The 24,840-nt window shown below is 68.0% G+C and carries 25 protein-coding genes; 13 read left to right on the forward strand and 12 right to left on the reverse strand.

The features are described from left to right. Positions 1-48: 48 nt before the first annotated feature. Genes thrC through ACGLHS_RS02365 form a run of 4 tightly spaced genes read left to right on the forward strand, consistent with a single transcriptional unit; the run spans position 49 to position 3,564 of the window. A complete protein-coding gene (gene thrC, locus ACGLHS_RS02350) occupies positions 49-1,464 on the forward strand; it encodes a threonine synthase (RefSeq protein WP_394476488.1) in 1,416 nt (471 codons plus the stop codon). Between the two features lie 18 nt (positions 1,465-1,482). Further along, on the forward strand, positions 1,483-2,028 hold the full coding sequence (mobB, locus tag ACGLHS_RS02355) for a molybdopterin-guanine dinucleotide biosynthesis protein B (RefSeq protein WP_093237019.1): 546 nt from the start codon (positions 1,483-1,485) through the stop codon (positions 2,026-2,028). Next, on the forward strand, positions 2,021-3,307 hold the full coding sequence (gene glp / locus ACGLHS_RS02360) for a gephyrin-like molybdotransferase Glp (RefSeq protein WP_394476490.1): 1,287 nt from the start codon (positions 2,021-2,023) through the stop codon (positions 3,305-3,307). The genes mobB and glp overlap by 8 nt, the downstream gene beginning before the upstream one ends. A gap of 5 nt (positions 3,308-3,312) precedes the next feature. Beyond that, positions 3,313-3,564: a MoaD/ThiS family protein gene (locus ACGLHS_RS02365; protein WP_394476492.1), complete on the forward strand. Its 252-nt coding sequence runs from the start codon at positions 3,313-3,315 to the stop codon at positions 3,562-3,564. Here the strand turns inward: ACGLHS_RS02365 and dapA are convergent. Continuing rightward, the gene (gene dapA / locus ACGLHS_RS02370; RefSeq protein ID WP_394476494.1) at positions 3,551-4,447 is read right to left on the reverse strand and encodes a 4-hydroxy-tetrahydrodipicolinate synthase; all 897 of its coding nucleotides are present in this window, start codon (positions 4,445-4,447) and stop codon (positions 3,551-3,553) included. The two genes, ACGLHS_RS02365 and dapA, sit on opposite strands and share 14 nt — an antisense overlap. Before the next feature lie 251 nt (positions 4,448-4,698). Here dapA and ACGLHS_RS02375 point away from each other — a divergent pair, with 251 nt between their 5' ends. Then, positions 4,699-5,181: a molybdenum cofactor biosynthesis protein MoaE gene (locus ACGLHS_RS02375; protein ID WP_394476496.1), complete on the forward strand. Its 483-nt coding sequence runs from the start codon at positions 4,699-4,701 to the stop codon at positions 5,179-5,181. A 21-nt stretch (positions 5,182-5,202) separates the two neighbouring features. On the opposite strand, the gene ACGLHS_RS02380 is transcribed toward ACGLHS_RS02375, so the two are convergent. Next, the gene (locus tag ACGLHS_RS02380) at positions 5,203-6,054 is read right to left on the reverse strand and encodes a phosphatase PAP2 family protein (protein WP_394476498.1); all 852 of its coding nucleotides are present in this window, start codon (positions 6,052-6,054) and stop codon (positions 5,203-5,205) included. 121 nt (positions 6,055-6,175) lie between these two features. Next, positions 6,176-7,171, reverse strand: coding sequence for a Bug family tripartite tricarboxylate transporter substrate binding protein (locus ACGLHS_RS02385; protein ID WP_394476500.1), 996 nt, complete (start codon positions 7,169-7,171; stop codon positions 6,176-6,178). Between the two features lie 141 nt (positions 7,172-7,312). Here ACGLHS_RS02385 and clpB point away from each other — a divergent pair, with 141 nt between their 5' ends. The 5 genes from clpB to ACGLHS_RS02410 all read left to right on the forward strand — a co-directional run bounded on the left by clpB (position 7,313) and on the right by ACGLHS_RS02410 (position 12,624). Next, positions 7,313-9,934, forward strand: coding sequence for an ATP-dependent chaperone ClpB (gene clpB, locus ACGLHS_RS02390; protein ID WP_394476502.1), 2,622 nt, complete (start codon positions 7,313-7,315; stop codon positions 9,932-9,934). A 9-nt stretch (positions 9,935-9,943) separates the two neighbouring features. Beyond that, positions 9,944-10,285, forward strand: coding sequence for a hypothetical protein (locus ACGLHS_RS02395; RefSeq protein ID WP_256327146.1), 342 nt, complete (start codon positions 9,944-9,946; stop codon positions 10,283-10,285). A gap of 126 nt (positions 10,286-10,411) precedes the next feature. Next, positions 10,412-11,596, forward strand: coding sequence for an acetyl-CoA C-acyltransferase family protein (locus tag ACGLHS_RS02400; protein ID WP_062472956.1), 1,185 nt, complete (start codon positions 10,412-10,414; stop codon positions 11,594-11,596). 16 nt (positions 11,597-11,612) lie between these two features. Beyond that, entirely contained in the window at positions 11,613-12,020 is a 408-nt protein-coding gene (gene arfB, locus ACGLHS_RS02405; protein ID WP_093237029.1) for an alternative ribosome rescue aminoacyl-tRNA hydrolase ArfB, read from the forward strand. 25 nt (positions 12,021-12,045) lie between these two features. Continuing rightward, a complete protein-coding gene (locus tag ACGLHS_RS02410) occupies positions 12,046-12,624 on the forward strand; it encodes a DUF3299 domain-containing protein (protein ID WP_394476505.1) in 579 nt (192 codons plus the stop codon). 33 nt (positions 12,625-12,657) lie between these two features. Here the strand turns inward: ACGLHS_RS02410 and ACGLHS_RS02415 are convergent, their stop codons facing one another. The 4 genes from ACGLHS_RS02415 to ACGLHS_RS02430 all read right to left on the reverse strand — a co-directional run bounded on the left by ACGLHS_RS02415 (position 12,658) and on the right by ACGLHS_RS02430 (position 17,350). Next, entirely contained in the window at positions 12,658-13,542 is an 885-nt protein-coding gene (locus ACGLHS_RS02415) for a LysR substrate-binding domain-containing protein (protein ID WP_394476506.1), read from the reverse strand. Between the two features lie 10 nt (positions 13,543-13,552). Further along, positions 13,553-15,280 (reverse strand): SulP family inorganic anion transporter, encoded by a 1,728-nt coding sequence (locus tag ACGLHS_RS02420; protein ID WP_093237032.1) that lies wholly within the window; start codon positions 15,278-15,280, stop codon positions 13,553-13,555. A gap of 167 nt (positions 15,281-15,447) precedes the next feature. Next, positions 15,448-15,903 carry a DUF2501 domain-containing protein gene (locus tag ACGLHS_RS02425; protein WP_394476508.1) on the reverse strand — a complete coding sequence of 152 codons (456 nt, stop codon included), beginning with the start codon at positions 15,901-15,903 and terminating at the stop codon, positions 15,448-15,450. Between the two features lie 91 nt (positions 15,904-15,994). Then, the gene (locus ACGLHS_RS02430) at positions 15,995-17,350 is read right to left on the reverse strand and encodes a M20/M25/M40 family metallo-hydrolase (RefSeq protein WP_394476510.1); all 1,356 of its coding nucleotides are present in this window, start codon (positions 17,348-17,350) and stop codon (positions 15,995-15,997) included. A gap of 154 nt (positions 17,351-17,504) precedes the next feature. On the opposite strand from ACGLHS_RS02430, the gene ACGLHS_RS02435 reads away from it, so the two are divergent. Further along, positions 17,505-18,416, forward strand: a complete 912-nt coding sequence (locus ACGLHS_RS02435) for a LysR substrate-binding domain-containing protein (RefSeq protein ID WP_394478149.1) — start codon at positions 17,505-17,507, stop codon at positions 18,414-18,416. A gap of 8 nt (positions 18,417-18,424) precedes the next feature. On the opposite strand, the gene ACGLHS_RS02440 is transcribed toward ACGLHS_RS02435, so the two are convergent. The 4 genes from ACGLHS_RS02440 to ACGLHS_RS02455 all read right to left on the reverse strand — a co-directional run bounded on the left by ACGLHS_RS02440 (position 18,425) and on the right by ACGLHS_RS02455 (position 21,658). Next, positions 18,425-19,645 carry a beta-ketoacyl-[acyl-carrier-protein] synthase family protein gene (locus tag ACGLHS_RS02440; protein ID WP_394476512.1) on the reverse strand — a complete coding sequence of 407 codons (1,221 nt, stop codon included), beginning with the start codon at positions 19,643-19,645 and terminating at the stop codon, positions 18,425-18,427. Further along, positions 19,642-19,896 carry an acyl carrier protein gene (locus ACGLHS_RS02445; protein WP_093237036.1) on the reverse strand — a complete coding sequence of 85 codons (255 nt, stop codon included), beginning with the start codon at positions 19,894-19,896 and terminating at the stop codon, positions 19,642-19,644. Before ACGLHS_RS02445 ends, ACGLHS_RS02440 begins: the two co-directional genes overlap by 4 nt. Positions 19,897-20,010: 114 nt before the next feature. Continuing rightward, the gene (locus ACGLHS_RS02450) at positions 20,011-20,721 is read right to left on the reverse strand and encodes a phosphatase PAP2 family protein (protein WP_394476514.1); all 711 of its coding nucleotides are present in this window, start codon (positions 20,719-20,721) and stop codon (positions 20,011-20,013) included. A gap of 52 nt (positions 20,722-20,773) precedes the next feature. Beyond that, complete coding sequence (locus ACGLHS_RS02455) at positions 20,774-21,658, reverse strand: AraC family transcriptional regulator (RefSeq protein ID WP_394476516.1); 885 nt, start codon at positions 21,656-21,658, stop codon at positions 20,774-20,776. Positions 21,659-21,747: 89 nt separating this feature from the next. Between ACGLHS_RS02455 and ACGLHS_RS02460 the strand changes: the two genes are divergently transcribed. Both ACGLHS_RS02460 and ACGLHS_RS02465 read left to right on the forward strand, forming a co-directional pair. Continuing rightward, positions 21,748-22,998, forward strand: coding sequence for an MFS transporter (locus tag ACGLHS_RS02460; protein WP_394476518.1), 1,251 nt, complete (start codon positions 21,748-21,750; stop codon positions 22,996-22,998). A 51-nt stretch (positions 22,999-23,049) separates the two neighbouring features. Next, complete coding sequence (locus ACGLHS_RS02465; RefSeq protein ID WP_394476520.1) at positions 23,050-23,802, forward strand: sulfite exporter TauE/SafE family protein; 753 nt, start codon at positions 23,050-23,052, stop codon at positions 23,800-23,802. An 89-nt stretch (positions 23,803-23,891) separates the two neighbouring features. Here the strand turns inward: ACGLHS_RS02465 and ACGLHS_RS02470 are convergent, their stop codons facing one another. Further along, entirely contained in the window at positions 23,892-24,809 is a 918-nt protein-coding gene (locus ACGLHS_RS02470; RefSeq protein ID WP_394478151.1) for an AEC family transporter, read from the reverse strand. Between the last annotated feature and the right edge of the window lie 31 nt (positions 24,810-24,840).

Here is a 24,840-nt window from a genome sequence, read left to right on the forward strand (position 1 = left end):
AAGCAAGCAAGCAAGACATTGAACGAACCGGTACGACAGGACCCTCCCGTGAACTACCTGAGCACCCGCGGCCACCCCGACCGCAAGCGCTTTTGCGACATCCTCCTTGAAGGCCTCGCGCCCGATGGCGGCCTTTACCTGCCCGAGCAGTACCCGAAGATCGACACCGCCACGCTCGCGAAATGGCGCGACCTGCCGTACGCCGAGCTGGCCTTCGAGATCCTCTCGCTCTACATCGACGACATTCCGCCGGCCGACCTGAAGGCGATCTGCGCCAAGACCTACACCGCTGAAGTGTTCGGTACCGATGAGATCGTGCCGCTGCGCGAACTCGAAGACGGCGTGTACCTCGAAGCCCTGTCCAACGGCCCCACGCTGGCCTTCAAGGACATGGCGATGCAGCTGTTGGGCAATCTGTTCGAGTACGAACTGGCCCGCCGCGGCGCCGAGCTCAACATCCTGGGCGCCACCAGTGGCGACACCGGCAGCGCGGCCGAATACGCCATGCGCGGCAAGAAGGGCGTGCGCGTCTTCATGACCTCGCCCGACGGCCGCATGAGCCCGTTCCAGCAGGCGCAGATGTTCAGCCTGCAGGACGCGAACATCCACAACATCGCCATCACCGGCGTGTTCGACGACTGCCAGGACATCGTGAAGGCGGTGTCGAACGACCTGGGCTTCAAGCGCAAGTACCGCATCGGCACGGTCAACTCGATCAACTGGGCGCGCCTGCTGGCGCAGGTCGTCTACTACTTCGCCGGCTATTTCCAGGCCACGGCGAGCAACGACAAGCCCGTCAGCTTCACCGTGCCCTCGGGCAATTTCGGCAACGTCTGCGCGGGCCATGTGGCGCGCATGATGGGCCTGCCGATCCAGACGCTGGTGGTCGCCACCAACGAGAACGATGTGCTCGACGAGTTCTTCCGCACCGGCGTCTACCGCGTGCGCGCGGCCGTCGATACGCACGAGACATCGAGCCCGTCGATGGACATCAGCAAGGCCAGCAATTTCGAGCGCTTCGTGTTCGACCTGGTCGGCCGCGATGCCGCCAAGCTGCGCAAGCTGTTCGTGGACGACCTGGGCCTCGAAGGCCGCTTCGACCTGAGCGTCGACCCGGCCTTCAAGGATGCCGCCGAACGCTTCGGCTTCAAGAGCAGCCGCAGCACGCACGCCGACCGCCTTGCCACCATCCGCGACACCGACAAGCGCTTTGCCACGCTGGTCGATCCGCACACGGCCGACGGCCTCAAGGCCGCGCGCGAGTCCCTCGCGCCGGGCGTGCCGATGGTGGTGCTCGAAACCGCATTGCCAATCAAGTTCGCCGAGACGCTGGTCGAAGCGCTGGGCGAAGAACCCGCGCGCCCGAAGAAGTTCGAGGGCATCGAGGCGCTGCCCAAGCGCGTGGTCAAGCTCCCCGCCGATGCGGAAGCCGTGAAGGCCTACATCGCGCAGAACTGTGACTGACCCCGGTCGGGCCCCGTCATGAAAGTCGTCGGCTTCGCCGGCTATTCGGGCGCGGGCAAGACCACGCTGGTCGAGCGACTGATCCCGGTGCTCAAGCGGCTGGGCCAGCGCGTTTCGGTGGTCAAGCACGCGCACCACAAGTTCGACATCGACCATCCGGGCAAGGACACGTACCGCCACCGGGAGGCGGGCGCCTTCGAGGTGGTTGTGGCCTCCGACAAGCGGCTGGCCGTGATGCGCGAGTTCGAGACGCCGGTCGAGTTGTCGGTGCACCAGTTGCTGGCCGAACTGCATCCCGCCGCCGACTGGGTGCTGGTCGAAGGCTTCCGGCACAGCGACGTGCTCAAGATCGAAGTCTGGCGCCTGCCCGAAGACGGCCAGCCTTCGCGCCCGGTGCTGTACACCGACGACCCGTTCGTGACCGCCATCGCCACCGATGCGCCGTCCAGCCTGCCGTCGCCCACCGAGCGCCCGCTGTTCGACCTCAATGACGCCGAGGCCATCGCGCAATGGCTGATCGCCAGCGGCGACCGCTTCGAGTACAACCCGGAACACCATGGCTGATTCCCCCGTTCCCTTCGCCGCCTCGTCCTCGCGTCCGCCACTGATGCCGCTCGACGAGGCCATCACCGTGCTTCTCGCAAAGGCCGAACCAAAGCTGCCCGCGGAAAGCGTCGTCACCTTCGAGGCCGATGGCCGCGTGCTGGCGCAAGACCTCGTCTCCGGCCTGACCGTGCCGCCGCGCGACAACAGCGCGATGGACGGCTATGCGGTGCGCGTGGCCGATTGCGCCGCGCCCGGCGCCGAGCTGGTGGTGGCGCAGCGCATTCCCGCAGGCACCGTCGGCACGCCGCTCGCAGCCGGTACTGCCGCGCGCATCTTCACCGGCGCGCAGATTCCCGAAGGCGCCGATGCCGTCGTGATGCAGGAAGACACCACCGCCATGCCGCAGGAAGGCGGCCTGGGCTCGGTGCGCATCGCCATCGTTCCCGCCGCGGGGCAGTGGGTGCGCCGTGCGGGCGAAGACGTGGCTTCGGGCGACGTGGTGCTCAAGCAGGGCGAGCGCCTCACGCCCGCCGCATTGGGCCTTGCGGCCAGCGTTGGCTTCCACAAGTTGCAGGTCGCGCGCAAGCCGCGCGTGGCCATGCTGTCCACCGGTGACGAACTGGTCATGCCCGGCGACGTGGCGCCAGACGCCATGAAGCCCGGCGCGATCTACAACTCCAACCGCTTCTTCATGCGCGCCTTGCTGCACCGGCTGGGCTGCGAGGTGAACGACCTGGGCATCGTGCCCGACAACCGCGACGCGACCATCGAGGCCTTGCGCCACGCGGCCGAGACCAGCGACCTGATCATCACCACCGGTGGCGTGTCGGTCGGCGAAGAAGACCACATCCGCGCCGCGCTGCAGTCGCTGGGCGAGTTGCAGTTGTGGTCGCTGTCGATGAAGCCCGGCAAGCCTTTCGCCTATGGCTCCATCGCGCGCAGCGGCGGACAGGGCCACTGCCACGTGACGGGGCTGCCCGGCAACCCGGTGTCCAGCTTCCTGACATTCCTGATGCTCGTGCGGCCCTTCCTGCTGACCTTGCAGGGCGCCACGCGCGTGACGCCCGAGCCCGTGCAGATGCGCGCCGACTTCGATTGGCTGCGCGCCGACAAGCGTCGCGAGTTCCTGCGCGCGCGGCGCAACGCGGCCGGTGGGCTCGAACTGTTCGGCAACCAGAGTTCGGGCGTGCTCACGTCGATGGTCTGGGGCGACGGCGTGGTCGACAACCCCGCGGGTCACACGATCCGCTCGGGCGACACGGTGAACTTCATTCCCTTCGCCTCGCTGCTGTCCTGAATCGCATGAAGGTACAGATCCGTTATTTCGCGTCGGTGCGCGAGGCGCTGTCGAGCAGCGGCGAAACCGTCGAGACGAAGGTGCAGACGCTGGCCGCGCTGCGCGACGAACTCATCGCCCGTGGCGGCGCGCACGCCATCGCGCTGGCACGCGGCAAGGCCGTGCGCATGGCGCTCGACCAGGTCATGAGCGACGAAGCCGCAGCCCTTCACGAAGGCTGCGAAGTCGCTTTTTTCCCGCCGGTTACGGGCGGCTGAGCCGGGCGTCGAGCGCAACGAGGCGCTCGCGCAGGCCATCGGATGCGCGAGTCATCGGCGAGCGCAGCTCGTCGTGCATCGCGCCCTGGTGCGCCAGCAGTGCCTTCAGCGGCCCCGGGTTCGACTCGGCAAACAGCATCTCGACCAGCGGCTGCAGCGGTTGCCATTCGGCGCGCGCCTCGGCCATGCGATTGTCGGCCAGCAGGCGCAGCACCTGCACGAAGCGCCGCGTCTGCACATGCCCGCTGGCCGCGATGGCGCCCACGCCACCTTCGGCCACCGTGCTGAAGATCTGGTGGTCTTCACCCGACAGCACCTGCAGCCGCCCATCGGCGATCACGGCGCGCGTCTTGGCCATGTCGCCGCCGCAGTCCTTGATGCCGCGGATGCGCGGGTGGTCGGCCAGCGCCAGCAGCGTCTCGCGCGCAAGCGTCGCGCCGGTGCGGTAGGGAATGTCGTAGACCAGCACCGGCACCGCGCTCGCGTCGGCGATGGCGCGGAACCATTCGAGCAGGCCGGCCTGCGAGGGGCGGATGTAGTGCGGCGCGGGCACCAGCAGGGCCGCCAGCGGGCGCTCCGCGAGCTTGCGCACCCAGGCCGTCGTCTTGCCCAGGTGATAGCCCGAGAGGCCCATGACGATGGGCAGGCCACCGGCGGCGGCTTGCACGGTATCGAGCGAGGCCAGTTGCTCCGCCTCGTCGAGCGCGGCGGCTTCGCCGGTCGAGCCGCAGACCACGAAGCCGGCCACGCCATCGCCGGCGAGGCGGCGGGTCAATGCGGCGAGCGCGGCGTGATCGACCGCGCCATCGCGGAACGGGGTGACGAGCGGAATCCAGAGGCCCGAAAAATCTGGGGTGAGGGCGGTGGTGGGTTGTTGTGGCACGCAGGCTTCCTTTCAGGAATCGACCGATGGAAAGAACCACCGTCCGATGCACGCGCAACCCATGAGGGGCCAAAGCCTTGGCAGGTTCCGTCGCTCATCCGACGACGGAACCTCGGCTCCGGTCAGACGAGCTTTGGTTTTTTGGCTTTGCTGCTTTGGCACGCGCAACGGCTCTCGGGGTGCGAAAGCACCGGGGAGAACGTGGCGAGACAAGGCATTGCAGCAGTCTAGCGCGATGCCACAATTCAGACATGAGCGTTGCGCGTGTTTCGATCCAGACGGCCGATTTCGATCTCTCCGAAGAGGTCGCCGCGTTGCGTGCCGACGACAAACGCGTGGGTGCCGTCTGCAGCTTCGTCGGCACCGTGCGCGATCGCAATGACGGCAGCACCATCGCATCGATGGAGCTGGAGCACTACCCCGGCATGACCGAGAAGGCCATCGAGGCCATGATCGACGAGGCGCACAAGCGCTTCGACATCCTCGGCGCGCGCGTGATCCACCGCGTGGGCCTCTTGCAGCCCCTCGACCAGATCATGATGGTGGCCGTGGTCTCGGCCCATCGCGGCCAGAGCTTCGAGGCCTGCGAGTTCCTGATGGACTACCTGAAGACCCAGGCGCCGTTCTGGAAAAAGGAACAGACGCCCGAAGGCGCACGCTGGGTCGATGCGCGCGTGGCCGATGACGCGGCGCTGGCGCGCTGGGGCATCGCGGCTTCGAACACCACGGCCTGACGGGCCCCAGCCACGCGCTGCTCAGGGCGCGATCAGTTCCGAGGTTGCCAGTGCCTTGGCTTCCGCACCGCAATCCCGCGTGGGCACGGCACCTGTGGCGCGCGCCTTGGCGATCTCTGCCTGCGCCGCCGCCATCTGTGCCTGGAACACCGGGTTGGCGTGCAGCTTCGCCACTGTCGCCGCGCCGATCAGGCGGCCGTTCTCGATGTCGCTTTGCCAATGCACGCCGCAGATGGCGCGGCTCTGCGAAAAGGCGCGGCCGCGCTGCAGCAGCGCATTGCCGCGGTCAGGGGCGATCTCCGACAGCACGAGTGCCCAGGCCCAGCCCACGGCCGAGTGGCCGGAGGGGTAAGAGCCGTCCTTGGCCAGTTCGGCCTCTTCGCCCGGGGTGCAGCTGCGGGCCTTGAATACCACGAACGGCCGCGTGCGTTCGTACCTGTTCTTGGCCTTGTAGGTGGCACTGCCGGCATCGGCCAGCGTGCGGCGAAGCAGCATGTTCAGGTTCGGCGTGGCTTCTTCCGAGATGGGCATGCCGAGCGCGCACGAGAACACTTCGGCCGCCTTCGGGAATTTCAGGTTGGCGTCCTGCGCGGCCAGCGCGCCGCGCGGCGTCCCCTGCAGGGCGGTGAGCGTGCGGAAGGTCGCGCCGTCGGCGGCCAACGCGGCCGAACCTGTGGCCGGGGGCGCCGGCAGCAGCGCGAGGCTGTCGGGCAGATCGGCGGCGGGCAGGTAGCCCTTGAGGTAGCCCGAGCCTGCGCGCAGTTCGCCTACCTCGGCAGGTGAGGTGGGGGCGGCCACGCGCGGTGCCGTGGTGCCGCAGGCGCCGAGCAGCAATGTGGCGGCCAGCGCGGCGGCGAGGGTGGTGGATTGCATGGGTGTCTCCTGCTTCTTCGTGTCGGTGAAGTGCCATCGTAGAGGCACCTCACTGGCTCGAAGTGGCACGCAGGTGACGGGGCGGGCCTCGCACCGTGCCCGCCTCACCCATTCCGCTCGTTTACAGCGGCTTGAAGCCGCTCGCCTGGATGATCCGCTCCCAGGTCTGCGTGTACGTGCGCACGCGGCCGGCGAACTGGCCCTGCGATTCGTAGCCGACCGTCAACCCCATCGTCGTGAGCTTCTGCTTCACGTCGGGCATGGCCAGCACCTTCTGCAGCGCATCGCCGTACTTGTCGATGATCGGCTGCGGCGTGCCTACCGGCGCGAAGATGCCGTAGTAGGGCAGGTCTTCCAGGTTCGCAAAACCCAGTTCGGTGAAGGTCGGCACGTTCGGCAGCACGGCCTGGCGCTTGGCGCCGAGGGAGGCCACGATGCGCACCTTGCCCGCCTTGTGGTTCTCGATGAAGTCCGGCACCGAGGCGATGCCCGCCGTGATCTGGTTGCCCAGCATGTCGGCCGTCATGGGGGCGCTGCCGCGGTAGGGGGCGGGCTGCACGTCGATCTTGTACTTGTCCGAGATCATCTTCACGAGGAACTCGGGGATCGACGCCGGCGCCGGAATGCCGATGGTCTCCTTGCCGCCCTTCGCGGTGCGGACCCACTTCACGTACTCGTCGATGTTCTTGGCCGGCGTGCCGCCCGAGACGGCCAGCACGTTGGCGAAGGTGGCGAAGCCGGCCACGGGCACGAAGTCGGTGGCGGGATTGAAGCCGGGATTTTTGACCACCTGCGGCAGGATCGATATGGTGTGGTCATGCGACAGGAACAGCGTGTGGCCATCGGCCGGCGACGACTTCAGCACCGTGGCCGCGATCTGTCCGCCCGCGCCGGCGCGGTTCTCGACCACCACCGGCGCGCCCAGCACGTCCTTGAGTTTTTCGCCCAGCGTGCGTGCAATGGCGTCCGTGCCGGCACCGGCCGGGAACCCCACGAGCAGGCGGATGGGCGTGCCGCTTTGCGCTTGCGCAAGGCCCGACAGGCCCATAGCGGCCAGGAACAGGCCCGCACTGATCGCCCGGCGCACCGGTTGAACGTGCTGCGTTGAAAAAACCATGATCGACTCCATTCGAGAGAGAGAAAAATGCCCGCGGGCAAAAAGAAGGATCTCGTGCAATACCCATGCCCAGGGCGCCGGCGTGGCCGGCAGCCTTGAATCGTGCCCGAACGGCCCTATTTTGGATGCAGGAATACCACCATGCGACAAGACAAACTCACAACCAAATTTCAGGAAGCACTGAGCGACGCCCAGACGCTGGCGCTCGGCAACGACAACGCCTACATCGAACCGGCCCACCTGCTGGTTGCGATGCTGCGGCAGGACGACGGCCCCCGCGCGCTGATGGAGCGTGCGGGCGTCAACGTGCAGGGCCTCGTGCAGGCGGCCGAGGCCGCCATCAAGAAGCTGCCGCAGGTGCAGGGCCACGACATCGTGCAGGTCGGCCCCGAGCTGGGCAAGCTGCTGCAGGCCACCGAGAAGGAAGCCATCAAGCGCAATGACCAGTTCATTGCCGGCGAACTCTTCCTGCTGGCCGTGGCCGACAGCAAGTCCGACATCGGCAAGATCGCGAAAGAAAATGGCCTGAGCCGCAAGTCGCTCGAATCGGCCATCGATGCCGTGCGCGGCGGGCAGGGCGTGAACAGCGCCGACGCCGAAGGCCAGCGCGAAGCCCTCAAGAAATACACCCTCGACCTGACCGAGCGCGCGCGTCTCGGCAAGCTCGACCCCGTCATCGGCCGCGACGAAGAAATCCGCCGTGCCATCCAGGTGCTGCAACGCCGCACCAAGAACAACCCCGTGCTCATCGGCGAACCCGGCGTGGGCAAGACCGCCATCGTCGAAGGCCTTGCGCAGCGCATCGTCGCGGGCGAGGTGCCCGATTCGCTCAAGGGCAAAAGGGTGTTGTCGCTCGACATGGCTGCGCTGCTGGCCGGTGCCAAGTTCCGCGGTGAATTCGAAGAGCGCCTGAAGACCGTGCTCAACGAACTCGCGAAAGACGAAGGCCAGACCATCGTCTTCATCGACGAGCTGCACACCATGGTCGGCGCCGGCAAGGCCGAAGGCGCGATGGACGCGGGCAACATGCTCAAGCCCGCGCTCGCGCGCGGCGAGTTGCATTGCGTGGGCGCGACCACGCTCGACGAATATCGCAAGTACATCGAGAAAGATGCCGCGCTGGAGCGCCGCTTCCAGAAGATCATCGTGGGCGAGCCGAGCGTCGAAGCCACCATCGCCATCCTGCGCGGCCTGCAGGAAAAATACGAAGTGCACCATGGCGTGCAGATCACCGACCCGGCCATCGTGGCCGCGGCCGAGTTGTCTGACCGCTACATCACCGACCGCTTCCTGCCCGACAAGGCCATCGACCTGATCGATGAAGCCGCGGCCAAGATCAAGATCGAGATGGACTCCAAGCCCGAGGTCATGGACCGCCTCGACCGCCGCCTGATCCAGCTGCAGATCGAGCGCGAAGCCGTGCGCCGCGAAAAAGACGAAGCCTCGCAGAAGCGCTTCGGCCTGATCGAGGACGAGATCGGCAAGCTGCAAAAGGAGATCGCCGACTACGACGAAATCTGGCAGGCCGAAAAGGCCCTGGCCCAGGGCAGCGCGCAGGTGCGCGAAGACGTCGACAAGATCAAGTTCCAGATCGAGGAATGGAAGCGCAAGGGCGACTTCAACAAGGTCGCCGAGCTGCAATACGGCCAACTGCCCGCGCTCGAAAAGCGCCTGAAGGAAGCCGAGGCCAGCGAGGCGAGCAAGGGCAAGTCGAGCGCGCCCACGTTGCTGCGCACGCAGGTCGGCGCCGAGGAAATCGCCGAGGTCGTGGCGCGTGCCACCGGCATTCCGGTCGCCAAGCTGATGCAGGGCGAGCGCGACAAGCTGCTCGTGATGGAAGACAAGCTGCACGAGCGCGTGGTCGGCCAGGACGAGGCCATCGGTGCGGTCGCCAATGCGATCCGCCGTTCGCGCTCGGGCCTGTCCGATCCGAACCGCCCCACGGGCTCGTTCCTGTTCCTCGGCCCCACGGGCGTGGGCAAGACCGAGCTGTGCAAGGCGCTCGCGGGCTTCCTGTTCGACAGCGAAGACCACCTCATCCGCATCGACATGAGCGAGTTCATGGAGAAGCATTCGGTCGCGCGCCTCATCGGCGCGCCGCCGGGCTACGTGGGCTACGAAGAGGGCGGCTACCTTACCGAGGCCGTGCGCCGCAAGCCCTACAGCGTGGTGCTGCTCGATGAGGTCGAGAAGGCCCACCCCGACGTGTTCAATGTGCTGCTGCAGGTGCTCGACGATGGTCGCCTGACCGACGGCCAGGGCCGTACGGTGGACTTCAAGAACACTGTGATCGTGATGACGAGCAACATCGGCTCGCCCATCATCCAGGCCATGGTGGGCAAGCCTTCCGAAGAGATCAAGGAAGCGGTGTGGGACGAGCTGAAGAACTACTTCCGCCCCGAGTTCCTGAACCGCATCGACGAGACGGTCGTGTTCCATGCGCTCGACGCGAAGAACATCGAATCGATCGCCGCGATCCAGCTGAAGGTGCTGAAGGCGCGCCTGGCCAAGATGGACCTGGGCCTGGAGGTGTCGCCCGCGGCGCTGGCCGAGATCGCCAAGGTCGGCTTCGACCCGGTGTTCGGTGCGCGTCCGCTCAAGCGCGCCATCCAGCAGCGCATCGAGAACCCGCTCTCGAAGCTGCTGCTCGACGGGAGCTTCGGGCCGAAGGACACGATCGAGGTCACCACCGACCCGATCCAGTCGCCGGGCCAGTTCTCGTTCGGCAAGAGCGGGGAACCAACGGCGGCCGCTTCGGCCTAAAGTCGGATGATGAACTTTATTCTTCGCGTCATTCTTCTGCTCCTGGGGCTGGTCTTCGCGGCCAGCCTGGCCGTGGCGGTCATGCTGCTGGCGGCCGTGTGGGGTGTGCGCTACGCCTGGGGGCGTCTCACGGGCAAGCCCGTGACGCCCTGGGTTGCCTCGATGGGCGGGCGCTTCAACCCGCGCTCGGGCTTCGACCGGTTTCGCAATGCGGCATCGCCGGCCGAACCCACGGCTGCCGACGTGGTCAGCGCCCGCGCCCGTGGCGAGTCGGTGCGCAGCCCGGAGCGCATCCGTGGCAGCGCCAGCGACGTGACCGACGTTTCGCCCAAATCGGTCTCGCGCGGCTGACCTGCCGCCGCTGAACGGCGGCGGCATGCCGAAGGCGACAGCCTCCTGCGCCGTTCGCCGTCAAAATCGTCCTCCTGCGCCCGCCGCTGTCGGCGGCTTGCGCTTTCATCCAGGAGCGACATTTCCATGACCCAACGCGACATCTTCGTGGTCGGCACCGCCCGCACCGCCATCGGCACCTTCGGCGGCGCGCTGAAGGACGTGCCCAACACCCAACTGGCCACCACCGCCGTCAAGGCGGCCATCGAACGCAGCGGCGTGGCGGCAGATGCCATCGGCCATGTGGTCATGGGCAATGTGATCCCGACCGACGTGAAAGACGCTTACCTGAGCCGTGTGGCCGCCATCGACGCGGGCTGCCCCATCGAGACGCCGGCCTTCAACGTCAACCGCCTGTGCGGTTCGGGCCTGCAGGCCATCGTGTCGGCGGCGCAGGCCATTGCGCTGGGCGACTGCGACATCGCCATCGGCGGCGGTTCGGAATCGATGAGCCGTGGCCCGTACTTCGACACCTCGGCACGCTACGGCGCCCGCATGGGCGACGCGGTGCTGGTCGACTACATGCTCGGCATCCTGCACGACCCGTGGGAGAAGATCCACATGGGCATCACGGCCGAGAACGTGGCGGCGCGCTACGGCATCACGCGCGAGCAGATGGACGAGCTGGCCGTGACCAGCCAGCAGCGCGCGGCGGCGGCGATTGCGGCGGGCCGCTTCAAGGAGCAGATCGTTCCGGTCGAGGTGAAGACGCGCAAGGGCGTCGTGCTGTTCGACACCGACGAGCATGTGCGCGCCGACACCACCGTCGACACGCTGTCGAAGATGAAGCCGGCGTTCAAGAAAGACGGCCTCGTCACCGCGGGCAACGCCTCGGGCATCAACGACGGTGCTGCCGCCGTGGTGCTGGCCGAAGGCGGGCGCGTGAAGGCGCTGGGCCTCAAGCCGCTCGCGCGCCTCGTCGGCTACGCGCATGCCGGCGTCGAGCCCGCGTACATGGGCATCGGCCCGGTGCCGGCCACGCGCAAGGTGCTCGAGCGCACCGGCCTGAAGGTGAGCGACTTCGACGTGATCGAGTCGAACGAAGCCTTCGCGGCGCAGGCCTGCGCGGTCATCAAGGAGTTGGGCTTCGACCCCGCCAAGGTGAACCCGAACGGCTCGGGCATTTCGCTCGGGCACCCGGTGGGCGCGACCGGCGCGATCATCACGACGAAGGCGATTGCCGAGCTGCACCGCACGGGCGGGCGCTATGCGCTGGTCACGATGTGCATCGGCGGCGGGCAGGGCATCGCGGCCGTCTTCGAGCGGGTTTGAAGGCACACTCGCCTGCATGCTTAGACCGCCCCTCCTGATCAACCCCGACGAAGTCGAGATCAGCGCCATCCGTGCGCAAGGGGCGGGCGGGCAGAACGTCAACAAGGTGTCGAGCGCGGTGCACCTGCGCTACGACATTCCCGCCAGCTCGCTGCCCGACGATGTGAAAGAGCGGCTGCTCGCCCTGCGCGACAGCCGCATCACCCAAGAAGGCGTGCTGGTGCTCAAGGCCCAGCAGCACCGCACGCAGGAGATGAACCGCGCCGATGCGTTCGCGCGGCTGCAGGCGGTGATCGATAGCGTGGCAACGCCGCCGCGCACGCGGCGCGCGACCAAGCCCACCTACGGCTCGAAGCAGCGCCGGCTCGAGGGCAAGAGCCAGCGCTCGCAGATCAAGAACCTGCGCGGACCGGTGCGGGACTGACACCCGGCGCGCACAATCGGCTCCCATGAAAGGCTTCTTTCCGCGCGCCCTGGGCGTCGTGCTTCTTCTGTCGCTGGCGGCCGCCTTCCTGAGTGGCTGCGGACCGGCATCGCAGAGCCCGGCGAACGCGAATGCCGCCGCCGCGCCGGAGCTGAAGTGGGAAGAGCTGATCCCCAAGGGCTGGGACCCGACCAAGCGCTACCGCAACATCAGCCTCGAGGCATTGCGCGACAACGATCCGCGCGCGATCCAGATGCTCGACGAGATGCGTGCCGTCTGGGACAACGCGCCGATCAACGTGGCGCTCGACGGCTCGGCCGCAAAGCTGTCGGGCTTCGTGGTGCCGCTGGACAACACGCAGGGCGGCATCCGTGAGTTCTTGCTGGTGCCGTACTTCGGCGCCTGCATCCACACGCCGCCGCCGCCGGCCAACCAGATCGTGCACGTGGTGGCGGGCGAGACCTTCAAGGGCCTGCACGCGATGGACACCGTCAAGGTCAGCGGCGTGCTGAAGGCGGCGCGCTATGCGTCGACGGACATGGGCGTGAGCGGCTACGAGATCACGGGCGCTTCGGTCGAGCGCTTCGTCGCGGCTGGCGATTGACGATGCCGTCTGCACGCATCCGCGCGTCGCGCGTCAGGTCATGCGCTGCGTGAGGAAGTCCAGAAAAGACGTGATCCGCGCCGCCAGCTGCGTGTTGCGGTAGTACACCGCGTTGACGGGCTGGCGCACGTCCAGCGTCTCTTTGGCCAGCACCTGCACCAGCGTGCCGCTCGCGCGGTCGGCATGCGTCATGAAGTCCGCAAGGCACGCAATGCCGACACCCGCCAGTGCCAGCTGGCGCAGCGTTTCGCCACTCGATGCGGCCACCGTCGGCGTGATCGGCCATTCGTCGCCATGCACGCCGCGCAAGGGCCAGCGGTTCAGCGATTCGGGCTGGGTGAAGCCCAGCAGTGCGTGGTCGGCCAGTTCGGCCACCTTGCGCGGCTTGCCATGCGCTTCGAGATAAGCCGGGCTGGCCAGCACGCGCAGCCGGTGCGTGCCGAGCGGGCGCGCGTGCAGCGTGGAGTCGCGCAGCGGGCCGATGCGGATGGCGATGTCGGTGCGCCGCTCCAGCAGGTCGATGGGCAGGTCGTCGGTGTCGAGTTCGAGGTCGATCTGCGGATACAGCCGGCGAAACTCCGGCATCAGCGGCACGATGGCGTGCAGCATGAAAGGCGAGGCCGCATTCACCCGCAGGCGCCCGGCGGGTTGCTCCCGGCGCGCGGCCAGCTGCTCTTCCGCGTCGTCGATCGCATCGAGGATGGCGCGGGTGCGCTGCAAAAAGGCTGCGCCTTCTTCGGTGAGTTCCAGCCGCCGCGTGGTGCGGCGGAGGAGGGTGGTGGCCAGCTTCTGTTCGAGCCGGCTCAGCGCACGGCTGATGCCCGAGACCGTTTGCCCGAGCTGCTCGGCCGCGGCGGTGATCGAGCCGGTGTCCACCACGGCGCGGAACGCGACCAGTTCTTCGATGGTGGTCTTCATGGGCGAAGGTTCAGGTCGCGGCTTCCGCCGGCGCTGCGTCGACGGGCGCGTCGATGCGCGGCATCAGCGCCGCCAGCGCCTCGCCGTCGGTGCGGTAGCTGAAGAGCATCGGCCCCGGGGCCAGCAGGCCCGCGCGCTCCAGCACCTGCATCGCCGGCAGCTTCATGCCGCTCAGGTGCAGGCGGATGCCTTTCGATTCCATCATTCGCCGGATCGAACCGAACACCTCGGCGCCGGTGATGTCGATGCGGTTGATGGGCTGCGCGAACAGGCACACGTCGGTCAGTTCGGGCCGCTCGGCCAGCGCGACGGTGAGCGCGCGTTCCAGCGTGGAGGCCGAGGCGAAGTCGAGTTCGGCGTCCATGCGCAGCGCGTAGAGCTGTGGCGCCAACGGCGGCAGCTTCCAGAGGTTGCGGTCGCGCAGGCTGCCGTCGGGGTGCAGGCCCACTTCGATGATGCGCGGATGCAGGTGGCGGTACATGTAGTGCGCCAGGCTCGCGAGCAGCCCGCCGAGCACGCCCCAGTAGATGCTGGGCGCGGTCGCGATGGTCAGCACGAAGGTGCCGAAGGCAATGCCAGCTTCGATGCGCGAGATGCGCCACAGCGCGCTGAAGCTCGCGGGCTTCACCAGCCCGAGGATGGCCGTGACCACCACCGCCGCCAGCACCGCCTGCGGCACGTGGTACAGCAGCGGCATCAGCCACAGCAGCGCGCCCGCCACCACCACGACGCTGAAGAGCGTGGCCCAGCCGGTCTGCGCGCCCGCATAGAGCGTGATCGCCGAACGCGAGAACGACGAGCTGGTCGGGAAGGCGCCCGAGAAGCCCGAGGCCAGCTTGGCCAGGCCCTGGCCGATCAGGTCCTGGTTTTCGTTCCAGAGCGTGCCGGCACGCGCGTTGTCGACCTTGGCGCTCGATGCGGTTTCAAGAAAGCTCACCAGCGTGATCATCAGCGCGGGCAGCACCAGCGCACCGAGCGTGCCCAGCGGCAGCAGGCCGGGCCAGTAGAAAGACGGCAGGCCCGAAGGCAGGCTGCCCACCACCGCGCCGCCCTGCAGCGCGTAGTCGATCACCCAGCTGATCGCGGCCGCGCCGGCCACCAGCGCCATCGTGGTCGGAAAGCGCGGCAGCATGCGCTTGCCCAGGAACAGCACCGCGATGCTGCCGAGCCCGAAGGCGATGGCCACGAGGTCGGGCAGCGGCCCGCCCCGCAGCACCTGCGGAATGGTGCGGCCCGTGAAGCCCAGCAACGCCGGCAGTTGCGAGATGGCGATCAGCACCGCCGCGCCCTGCGTGAAGCCGATCAGTACCGGCGAATTGACCAGCCGCAGCAGCCAGCCGAAGCGCCCCCCGCCCAGCACGATCTGGATCGTGCCCGACATCAGCGTGAGCCACACGGCCATCGCCACCCATTCGGCACTGCCCGCAACCGCGAGCGGCGCGAGCGAGGCGCCGACCAGCAGGCTGGTGAGCGCCGTGGGCCCCACCGACAGCCGCTGCGACGAACTGAACATCACCGCGATCAACGCCGGGAACAGCGCCGCGTACACGCCCGTCACCAGCGGCATGCCGGCCAGCGCCGCATACGCCACGCCTTGCGGGATGACCATCAGCGCCACCGTGATGCCGGCCATCGCCTCGTTGCGCAACAGTGCGGCGGACGGACGAGGCCAGGCGAGGCAGGGAACCCAGCGCGCGAAGCGCTGGCGCAGGGAAGAGGTGGGAGTGGCCGGATTCATGAGTGACGGATGGCACCCGCAGCGGCGCGGAGTCGCTGGGCGGGTGCGGAGAACTTACGCGGCCGGTCGGGGAATGCCGCGGAACCGGCTTTGCCGGGCCGCAGGCGTTGCTCCCGGCGAGGGGGAGTGCGAAGCGACACGCAGTGCGCGAAGCATGGGGGCGTGCGTCAGATCAGCGAGGTCGCGTTCTTGAGCACGTAGTCGCAGGCCTTGGTCTTGAGCTTCGACGACAGGACCTTGAAGTTGAGCGTCTGGCCGTCGCCGCCCTTGAGCAGGCCCTTGGCACCGTTGGCGAAGCCGGTCTCTTGCGGCTTCTGGCCGGTGATCTTGGCGAGCAGCTTGTCCTTGACCGAAGCCGCATCGCCACCCAGGTAGTTGTTCTTCACGCAGTACTGCAGCACGCCGGCCGCGTTGCCGATGGTGTTGGAGCCGATGGCGGGCATCTTGAAGCCGAGGTTGTTGCCGAGACTGCCGAGCGCGGAGCCACCGGCACCGCCCTGCTGCGTGTTGGCGCTGGCCGCCTCGCCGGCTTTTTCCTTCAGTTGGTCGAGCAGGTTGTTGGCTTGCGCCGAGGCGCCCGCTGCAAGCAGTGCCAGGGCGATGAGGGTGGAGCGAGCGTGCATGGTGGCCTCCTGTCGGTGAGCATGGTGGAAAGCGGCCACCAGCATACCGGAGACTTCCGAGGGCGCAGTCTTCGAGGCTCGCGCCTGGTGCCTAGCTCTTGCGGGGCGGGCGCTTTTCGAGCAACGGCGTGCTCGTACCCTGCACCCCGACCAGGCCCAGCACCGTCACCAGCGAGTTCTGCGCGCCTTTCCAGCCGTCGGTCACGTCGATCCACTCGCTCAGCGCATGGAAGCCGCCGGTCTTGCCGCCGCCGCCGATGATGATGGCCGGGATGCCCAGTGCCATCGGCACGTTGGCGTCGGTGCTCGCGCCGGTCAGCAGCGTCTTGTGGCCGAAGGCCGCGTTCGAGCGCGTGGCCGCCTCGACGATCACCGTGTCGGACTGCGTGCGACCGCCCGGACGGTCGCCGATCAGCTTCGTGCTCACGCTCAGCGTGTTCACGTTCCAGCGCTTGTTCTCTTCGACCACGGCTTCGTCGATGGCCGCGAGGATCTTCTTTTCGGTTTCGAGCAGCGGCGCCATTTCATCCGAGCGGATGTCCACGGCCATGCGGGCATCGGGTGCGATGGTGTTGACCGATGTGCCGCCGCCCACGGTGCCGACGGTGAAGGTGGTCTTGGGGAAGCTCGGCGTGCGGATCTCCGCGATCTTGGCGATGGCGCGGCCCATGCCGTGGATCGCGCTCGGCACCTGGCCGAAGGCCCCGAAGCTGTGGCCGCCCGGGCCCTTGAAGTTCACTTCGTAGCGGTGGCTGCCCGTGCCCAGCATCAGCACCGTGCCTTCGGGCGCGGGCTCCAGGCCGACCATGCCGTCGATGTCGAGGTTGTCGCGAAAGATCGCCTTGATGCCGCGCAGGTTGCCCAGCTCTTCCTCGCCCACGTTGCCCACGATGAGCAGGTCGCCCACGGTCTGGATCTTGTTGTCGTTGAGCACCTTGATCCACGAGAGCAGCACCGACAGCCCGCGCGTGTCGTCCGAGATGCCGGGTGCGTAGAGCTTGCCGTCGCGCTCCTTCACCTTCACGTCGGTGCCGGCGGGGAACACGGTGTCGAGGTGGGCCGAGATCAGCAGCTTGGGCCCGTTGCCCGTGCCCTTGCGCAGGCCGACCACGTTGCCTTCGGCGTCGATCTTCGCGTCGGAAAGGCCCAGCGCCTTCATGCGTGCGAGGAAGGCCTCGGCGCGTTTTTGCTCCTTGAAAGGCGGCGCCTCGATCTCGGTGAGCATCTTCAGGTCTTCGACCGAGCGCGCGTGATCGTCCTTGACGGATTCGAGCAGTTTCTGGATTGCAGGCGAGGCCATCAGCTGCGTGTAGGCCTTGTCCACTTCAGGCCGCACCTGCGCGGGCGTGGCCGCGACGGCGGCGTTCTGGGCGTGGGCAATGCCGGCAGTGGCGCACGCCAAGGCGAGCACGAGCGGGGCGAGGCGGAAAGACACGGAGCGGGGCATGGTGCGGGGATGTCCTTGAAAGAAAAAAGAACGAGGGCAGGCAGGCGCCGCTGACGCGGCGTCGTCAGCGATTCTTGCGGCTGTGCTAGGCGGCCGCTCTGGTTTAATCTTTGGCGTTGTCAGTTTTTCTAACGAGCGAGCTTCCATGGCCGGCATGCGTCGCCACATTCCCAGCACCCGTGCATTGTTGATCTTCGATGCCGTGGCACGCCACCATGGCGTCGGCAAGGCGGCAGAAGAGCTGTGCCTCACGCACAGCGCCGTCAGCCAGCAACTGCGGCTGCTCGAATCGCAGATCGGCGTGCGGCTGGTGCAGCGCACGGCGCGCGGTACCGAACTCACCGAGGCGGGCCGGCGCTATCACGGCCAGGTGTCTGGCGACCTGCTGCGCTTGCAGAACCACACGCTCGAAGCGATGGCCCAACGCGCCGACGGCCTGCGCTTGCTGGTGGGCGCGGTGCCCGTGCTGGCCGAGGGCTGGCTCACGCCGCTGCTGCCTCGCTTCATCGCGCTGCATCCGGGCTGCAGCCTGCACCTGCAGGTGTTTCCGACGCATCTCTACATGGAAGACATGCCCTTCGACGTGGGCGTGCAGTACGACGACGCGGTGTGGCCCGGTGCCAATGCACGGCCGTTGATGGGCGAGTTCTGCGTGGCGGTGTGTTCGCCGCATGCCAAGGGGCGGGCTGCGATGGCGCTCGGCGATTTCAGTGCCGCGCCGTTGTTGCAGCTTCGCACGCGGATGGGCGCGTGGCAGGAGTGGTTCGGCCAGGTGGCGCATGCGCGCCCGCCCGAGAACCTCGTGGCGGGGCACCGCTTCGATCTGTTCTCGTCGCTGGTTGCTGCCGTGCGCGCGGACCTGGGTGTCGGGCTGGTTCCGCACTATTACGTCGAGCGCGAATTGCGTTCCGGAGAACTGGTGTTGGCCTGCCCGCACCGGGCGCCGTCGAGCCGGGGCTACAGCGTGTTCGTGGCGCCGAGCCGGACCGACGACGCGCTGGTCGGCGCCTTCGTGACATGGCTCTGTGCGGCAGCCGCCGAGGCGCCGCAGGAAGTGCCGGCGTAGCCTGCGCGTCAGGCGCGGCGAAAGAGCAGCACCGAGTTCGTGCCGCCGAAGGCGAATGAATTGCTGATGGCGGCTTCGAGCGCGGGCGCGGCCGTGTCGCCCTGCGTCACGAGGTGCAGGCCGCAGGCCGGGTCGATCTCGTTGCAGTGCGCGTTGGGCGGCAGTTGCCGGTTGTGCAGCGCGAGCACGGTGATGAGCGCTTCGAGCGCACCCGCCGCGCCCAGCATGTGACCATGCAGCGCCTTGGTCGAGCTGACGCGCAGCAGGTCGAGGTCGTTGCCCCACACCTGCGCCAGCGCATTGCACTCGACCACATCGCCGATGCGCGTGGCCGTGCCGTGCGCATTGCAGTAGCCCACGTCGCGCGGCTGCAGCCCGGCCTGGCGCAAGGCGGTGCGCAGTGCGCGTGCCTGGCCGGGTGCGTCGGGCTTGGTGAGATGGGTGGCGTCGCTGCTCAGGCCCCAGCCGGCCAGGGTGGCGTAGCTGCGGGCGCCGCGGCGGCGTGCGCGTTCGGCGGATTCGAGCACCAGGAAGGCCGCGCCTTCGCCCAGCACGAAGCCGCTGCGGTCGGTGGCGAAGGGGCGCACCGCGCTGGCCGCTTCGCCGGGCTGGAAGGTGGCCAGCGTCTGCATCGCCTGCCAGGCCAGCACCACACCCGGCACGATCAGCGCTTCGCTGCCGCCGGCGATGGCGATGTCGACCTCGCCGCGCTGCACCGCCTTGGCCGCTTCGGCGATGGCGACCGACGACGAGGCGCAGGCCACGGAATAGGTGAGCACCGGGCCCTGCACACCCAGGCGCATCGCCACATGGGCGGCGGGCGCGTTCGGCATGAAGGCGGGAATGGTGAGCGGCGACACGCGGCCGTTGCCGCGATAGGCCGCTTCGAGCGCGGCGGCACCGCCCATGCCGCAACCGCCAAAGACGCCGATGCGTTCGGGGTCGACGTCGGGGGCGGCATCGCCTGTCTGGATGCCCGCGTCGCGCATCGCGAGGTCGGCGGCGGCCACAGCCAGCTGGCTGACACGATCGACGCCCGCGAGCTGCAGCTTGGTGAACCAGCGCGTTTCGTCGAAAGCCGCGGTCGCCGCGGCGGCCGGCTTGGGCAATTCGGGAAAGACGGGCTGGATGGCCGAACGGCCCTGCAGCAAGGCATCGAACAGGGCGCCGGGCTCGTCGCCGTGCGGCGCCACGACGCCCAGTCCGGTGACGGCGACTTCGTGGTTCACGCGGCTTTCTTTGCAGCCTTCGCGGCTACGACCTTGTCGACCAGCTTCGCAAGGTCGGCCAGCGTGTCGATGTTCGCGTCTTCGTCGGGCATGGTGATGCCGAAGTGGTCTTCGATGGCAAAGAGGAATTCGGCGAGGGCCAGCGAGTCGAGTCCGCCGGTTTCGCGCATCGATGCGTGGGGATCGAGCTTCGACGGTTCGATGCCGTACTTCTCGTGGATCAGGTCCTGCAATTCCTTCAGCGAACTCATCGTGCGATGCCTGTCGTCATGTGCTGCCGCTGACCGATTGCCACCCTTGTCGGGCATGCCATGGATCGATCGTTCCTCTTCGGGCTGTGGTCAATGATGGCGAATGATATCCGCTCAGATGGCAGGGGCATCCCCGCGAAAACGCCTGTCCGGCCGCCAGCGCAGCGAGGGTAGTGCGAACGCCATACCGTGCAGGGCGCCGGCCAGCACGTCCAGCACCACGTGCTGCTTGACGGCCAGCGTCGAATAGGCAATGGCGGCAAACCAGGCCCAGTTGAGCACCCGCAGCAGGGCGGGCGTGCGGGCTTCGCGCAGCACGTGCTCGATGCGGATGGCGGTGAAGATCGCCACCGCCACGTGCATCGACGGGCAGGCATTGCCCGCCGCGTCCACCCCCTGCAGCATCGCGAAACCGGGGAAGCCCGAGACGTCGATGGCCAAAGGGGGTATCTGGGTCGGCCAGAAGTAAAAGAGGCTCAGGCCGCTGATGCACAACGCGCCGATCCACAGCCCATACACCACCAGTTCGCGAAAACTCAGCTGCAGCCCCGGCGCGATGCCGACGTACACCCAGAGCGACAGGTAGGCGACCAGCGTGTACGGCTGGAACGGAATGAGATGGTCGAGCGCCGTCAACGGCATCACCGTGACCGGAAAGGCCGGGTTGCGCAGCAGGTGGAAGTACCCGATGAAGAACAGCCACGTAAAGACCGTGGTGCCGACCGCCTTCAGCAGGAAATGGCGGCGAATGCGCAGGCCGATGTCGGCGGTCCACGTTCGCGGCCCGGCGATGGGCGCCATGTGCAGGGGGATCGGTGAATGCATGGTGTCGGTCGCCGATCTTGCCAGAGCGCCGTGAACGGCCACCCCGGCAACCTCACGTGGCGGCAGGGCGCTTTCGGTGCTGGAACGAAGTCGGCGAGCGGCCGGTGGCCGCCTTGAACATCGCGCAGAAGGCGCTGTCGGTGGCGTAGCCGCTCGCGGCGGCCACCTGGCTCACCGCCATGCCGCGCGCCAGCAGCGGCAGCGCGTGCGCCATCACGGCCTGCTGGCGCCATTGCTGCCAGCTCATGCCGAGCTGGTCGCGAAAGAGCCGCGCCACCGTGCGCTCGCTGGCGCCGATGGTGGCGGCGCGCTCGGCCAGCGTGGCGCGGTCGGCCGGGTTGCGCAGCAGCGTCTCGCACAGCTGGCGCAGGCGCTTGTCGGTGGGCAGCGGCACGTCGATGCGGATCTGCGTGGCGCGCTCGACCTCGTCCACCAGCAGCGGCGCGATCATGCGTTCGCGCTGCGGCGCCTGCGGGTCGGCCGGCGGCAGGCCGTCGGGCGTGGTGTCGAGCGCCAGCATCAGCGCGCGCAACAGCGGGCTGATTTCGAGCACCTCGCACTTCTCCCAGGTGGGCGCGAGCCAGGCATGCAGGTACACGGTGCGCAGCTCCGCGTCTTCGATCAGCGTGATGCTGTGCGGCATGTTGGCCGGCACCCAGAGCGCGCGCGAGGGCGGCACGATGTAGCTGCCGTCCTGCGTGCTGAGCCGGATCACGCCACGCGTCGAGAAGGTGAGCTGCGGCCACGGATGCTCGTGCAGCTCGACCAGCGTGTCGGCGCTCAGGAAATGTTCCTTGGCGCGCAGGGGCCGCACCGCGTCGGGCGCGTACAGGTGCGGCGTGAGCGGACCGACGCTGTTCGCCGGCGCGTTGGCCGCGCCACCACGTGGCTTGGCGGGGGCGGCGTTCTCTGAAGGGGGGAAGGCGGCGCTTGGCATGGTTTCGACAAATGTTGTCGCTGTATCGCCATTCTGCCGCGTCGGCGCGGCATAGCATCGGAGCCCGCCCCGGTTTTTTGTAGCAATCCATGTCCTCCACTTCCTCGACCGCCACTCCCGCCACCACCTTGCGCACCGACGCCAAGCTGATCGGGCTGGTCGGCCTGGCCCACGCGGTCAGCCATTTCAGCCAGCTCATCCTGGCGCCGCTGTTCCCGTGGCTCAAGGACGCGTTCAACGTGAGCTACACCGAGTTGGGCGCGGTGCTCACGGTGTTCTTCGTGGTCTCGTGCATCGTGCAGGCGGCCTCGGGCTTCATCGTCGACAAGCTGGGCCCGCGGCCGGTGCTGTTCGTCGGCCTGGGCGCGCTGGGGCTGGCAGCCTTCGGCTATGCGATGGCGCAGAGCTACTGGATGCTGCTGCTGTGCGCGGTGATCGGCGGCATCGGCAACGGCGTGTTCCATCCGGTCGACTACACCCTGTTCAACCGCAAGGTCGCGCCGACCCGGCTGGGCCATGCCTACAGCGTGCACGGCATCACAGGCAGCCTGGGCTGGGCGCTGGCGCCGGCCTTCGTGGTGCCGATCGCCATTGCCTTTTCGTGGCGCGTGGCGCTGGCCTCGGCCGGCGCGGTGGCCATCGTGGTGCTGCTGATCCTGTGGGTCTATCGCAGTGTGCTGTCGCTCGACGCGGCCGCCGTGCACAAGGCCACGGGGCAGGGCGAGCACGCACCGGTCGGTGGCGAGTTCGACTTCCTGCGCATCCCGGCCGTGTGGATGTGCTTCGGTTTCTTCTTCTTCTATGCCGCGGTCATCAGCGTGGTGCAGACCTTCGCGCCGGTGGCCGCCGGCCATCTGCATGCGGTGCCGGTCGCGGTGGTGGCGGTGTGCCTCACGGTCTACATGGTGGCCAGCGCGGTCGGCATGGTGGTGGGCGGTTTTCTCGCGTCGGACCCGTCGCGCTGCGAGCGCATCGTGGGCGCGGGCTTCGGCATTGCGGCCACGTTGGCGTTGATCCTGGCCTTCGCCGATTTCCCGCCGATCATGGTGCCGGTGCTGTTCGGCGCGATGGGCTTCGTCTCGGGCATTGCCGGGCCGTCGCGCGATCTGCTGGTCAAGAAATCGACCCCGCCCAATGCCACCGGCCGCGTGTACGGCGTGGTGTATGCCGGCCTCGACATCGGGCAGGCCGTGGCGCCGCTCGTGTTCGGCCGCCTGATGGACGCGGGCCAGTACACGAGCGTGATCGTCGGCCTGGCGCTGGTGCAGGGCGTGCTGATCGCCAGCGCCTTCAACGTGCGCCGCGTGCGTCGCACGGCGCTGGTGCCGGCCTCGGCCTGACCTCGGCCTGAGGGGGCTCGCCGTCGCAGGGCGGCCGATATCATCGGCCGCATGCAAGCCTTGTATGTGTCTGTGATCGCCGGCGCCGTGCTGGCGGGTTTTGTGCAGGGCCTGTCGGGCTTTGCGTTCGGACTGGTCGCGATGTCGGTCTGGGCCTGGACACTGGAGCCGCAACTGGCCGCGCTGCTTGCCTTGTTCGGCGCACTCACCGGCCAGGTGATCGCCGCACTCACGGTGCGTCGCGCTTTCGACAAACGCATCCTCTGGCCCTTCGTGCTCGGAGGATTGGTCGGCGTGCCGTTCGGTGTCTGGCTGCTGCCGCACCTCGACCTTGTCGTCTTCAAACTGTGCCTTGGCGTGCTGCTGGTGCTGTGGTGCCCGGCGATGCTCATGTCGCAGCACCTGCCGAAGATCGCCTTCGGTGGCCGCATGGCGGACGGCGTGGCCGGCGCCATCGGCGGCGCCATGGCCGGCATCGGCGGCTTCTCGGGGACCATTCCCACGCTCTGGTGCACGCTGCGCGGCTTTCAGCGCGATACGCAACGCGCGGTGATCCAGAACTTCAACCTGTCGATGCTCGCGGTGGCGTTTGCGGTTCACCTGGCAAGCGGCAGCATCGCGCGCTCGACCGTGCCGTTGCTCGTGTTGGTCGCGCTGGCCGTGGCGGTGCCCGTGTTGCTGGGCGCGCGGCTCTACATCGGCATCAGCGAGGCGGCGTTTCGCAAACTCGTGCTGGGATTGCTGACCGCGTCGGGTGTGGCGATGCTCGCATCAGCGGTGCCGGCGATGTTGCAACGTGGCTGATGGAGGAGCGAGAAACGTCGGGACCGCGCGCGTTTCAATCGCCAGTGCACAGCGGGTCGAATGCATGAGCTGAACGCGGCGTCATCGGCCTACCGCGGCAGCGCCAGCGCAAACGGCAAACTCACAACCCCCAGCACCGTCGACAGCGTCACCAACCCCGCCACATACGGCCCGTTGTAGCCCATGCGCGCCGCGAGCACGTACGCGCTCGACGCCGTGGGCACGGCCGAGAAAGCCATCAGCACCGAGGCCTGCACGGCGTCGAGCCGCAATGCGATCGCGAGCCCCCACGCGACCAGCGGAAGAATCAGGTGCCGTATCGCCAGCACCGACACCGCCAGCACCTTGCCGCGCCCCAGCGTCGCGAATTGCATGCCCGCACCGGCCGCGAGCAGGCCCAGCGCGAGCGATGCGGCGCCGATGCGCGAGAGCGTCGGCGTGGCCCAGCCGGGCACGGTGATGCCGAGCACGTTCGCCAGCAGGCCTGCGACCGTCGCCACGATCAGCGGGTTGCGCACCAGTTGGCGCACGAAGCCGGTCTGCGCATGGCGCGTCATCGGCCACACGGCCGCGATGTTGAACATCGGCACGCACACGCCGATGAGCACGGCGATCAGCAGCAGGCCTTCGGGGCCGGCCAGCCGTTCGGCCAGCGCCAGGCAGATGAAGGAGTTGAAGCGGAACGCGACCTGCGTGCTGGCCGCGTGGTCGCGCCGGTCGATGTGCGAGCGGATGCCGGGTACGTACGGCAGGGCGTAGGCCAGTGCGATGCCGCAGATGCCCACGCCCACGCCCGCGGTGAGCAGGCTGGAGGTGGCGCCGAAATCGAGCGGGCTGCGCACGATCGAATGGAACAGCAGCACCGGGAATAGAAAGTAATAGACGAGGCTCTCGACCTGGTCCCACACGCGACGGTCGAGCGCGGTGTAGCGGCACAGGAGCCAGCCGATGGCGATGAGGGAAAAGTCGGGAAAGAGGAGCTGCGCGTAGTTCACCGCTTCGAGGATAAACCGGCCGGACCGTGGGTATTCCACAGCA

The sequence above is a fragment of the Variovorax sp. VaC1 genome (assembly GCF_043658315.1).
GTDB lineage: Bacteria > Pseudomonadota > Gammaproteobacteria > Burkholderiales > Burkholderiaceae_C > Variovorax.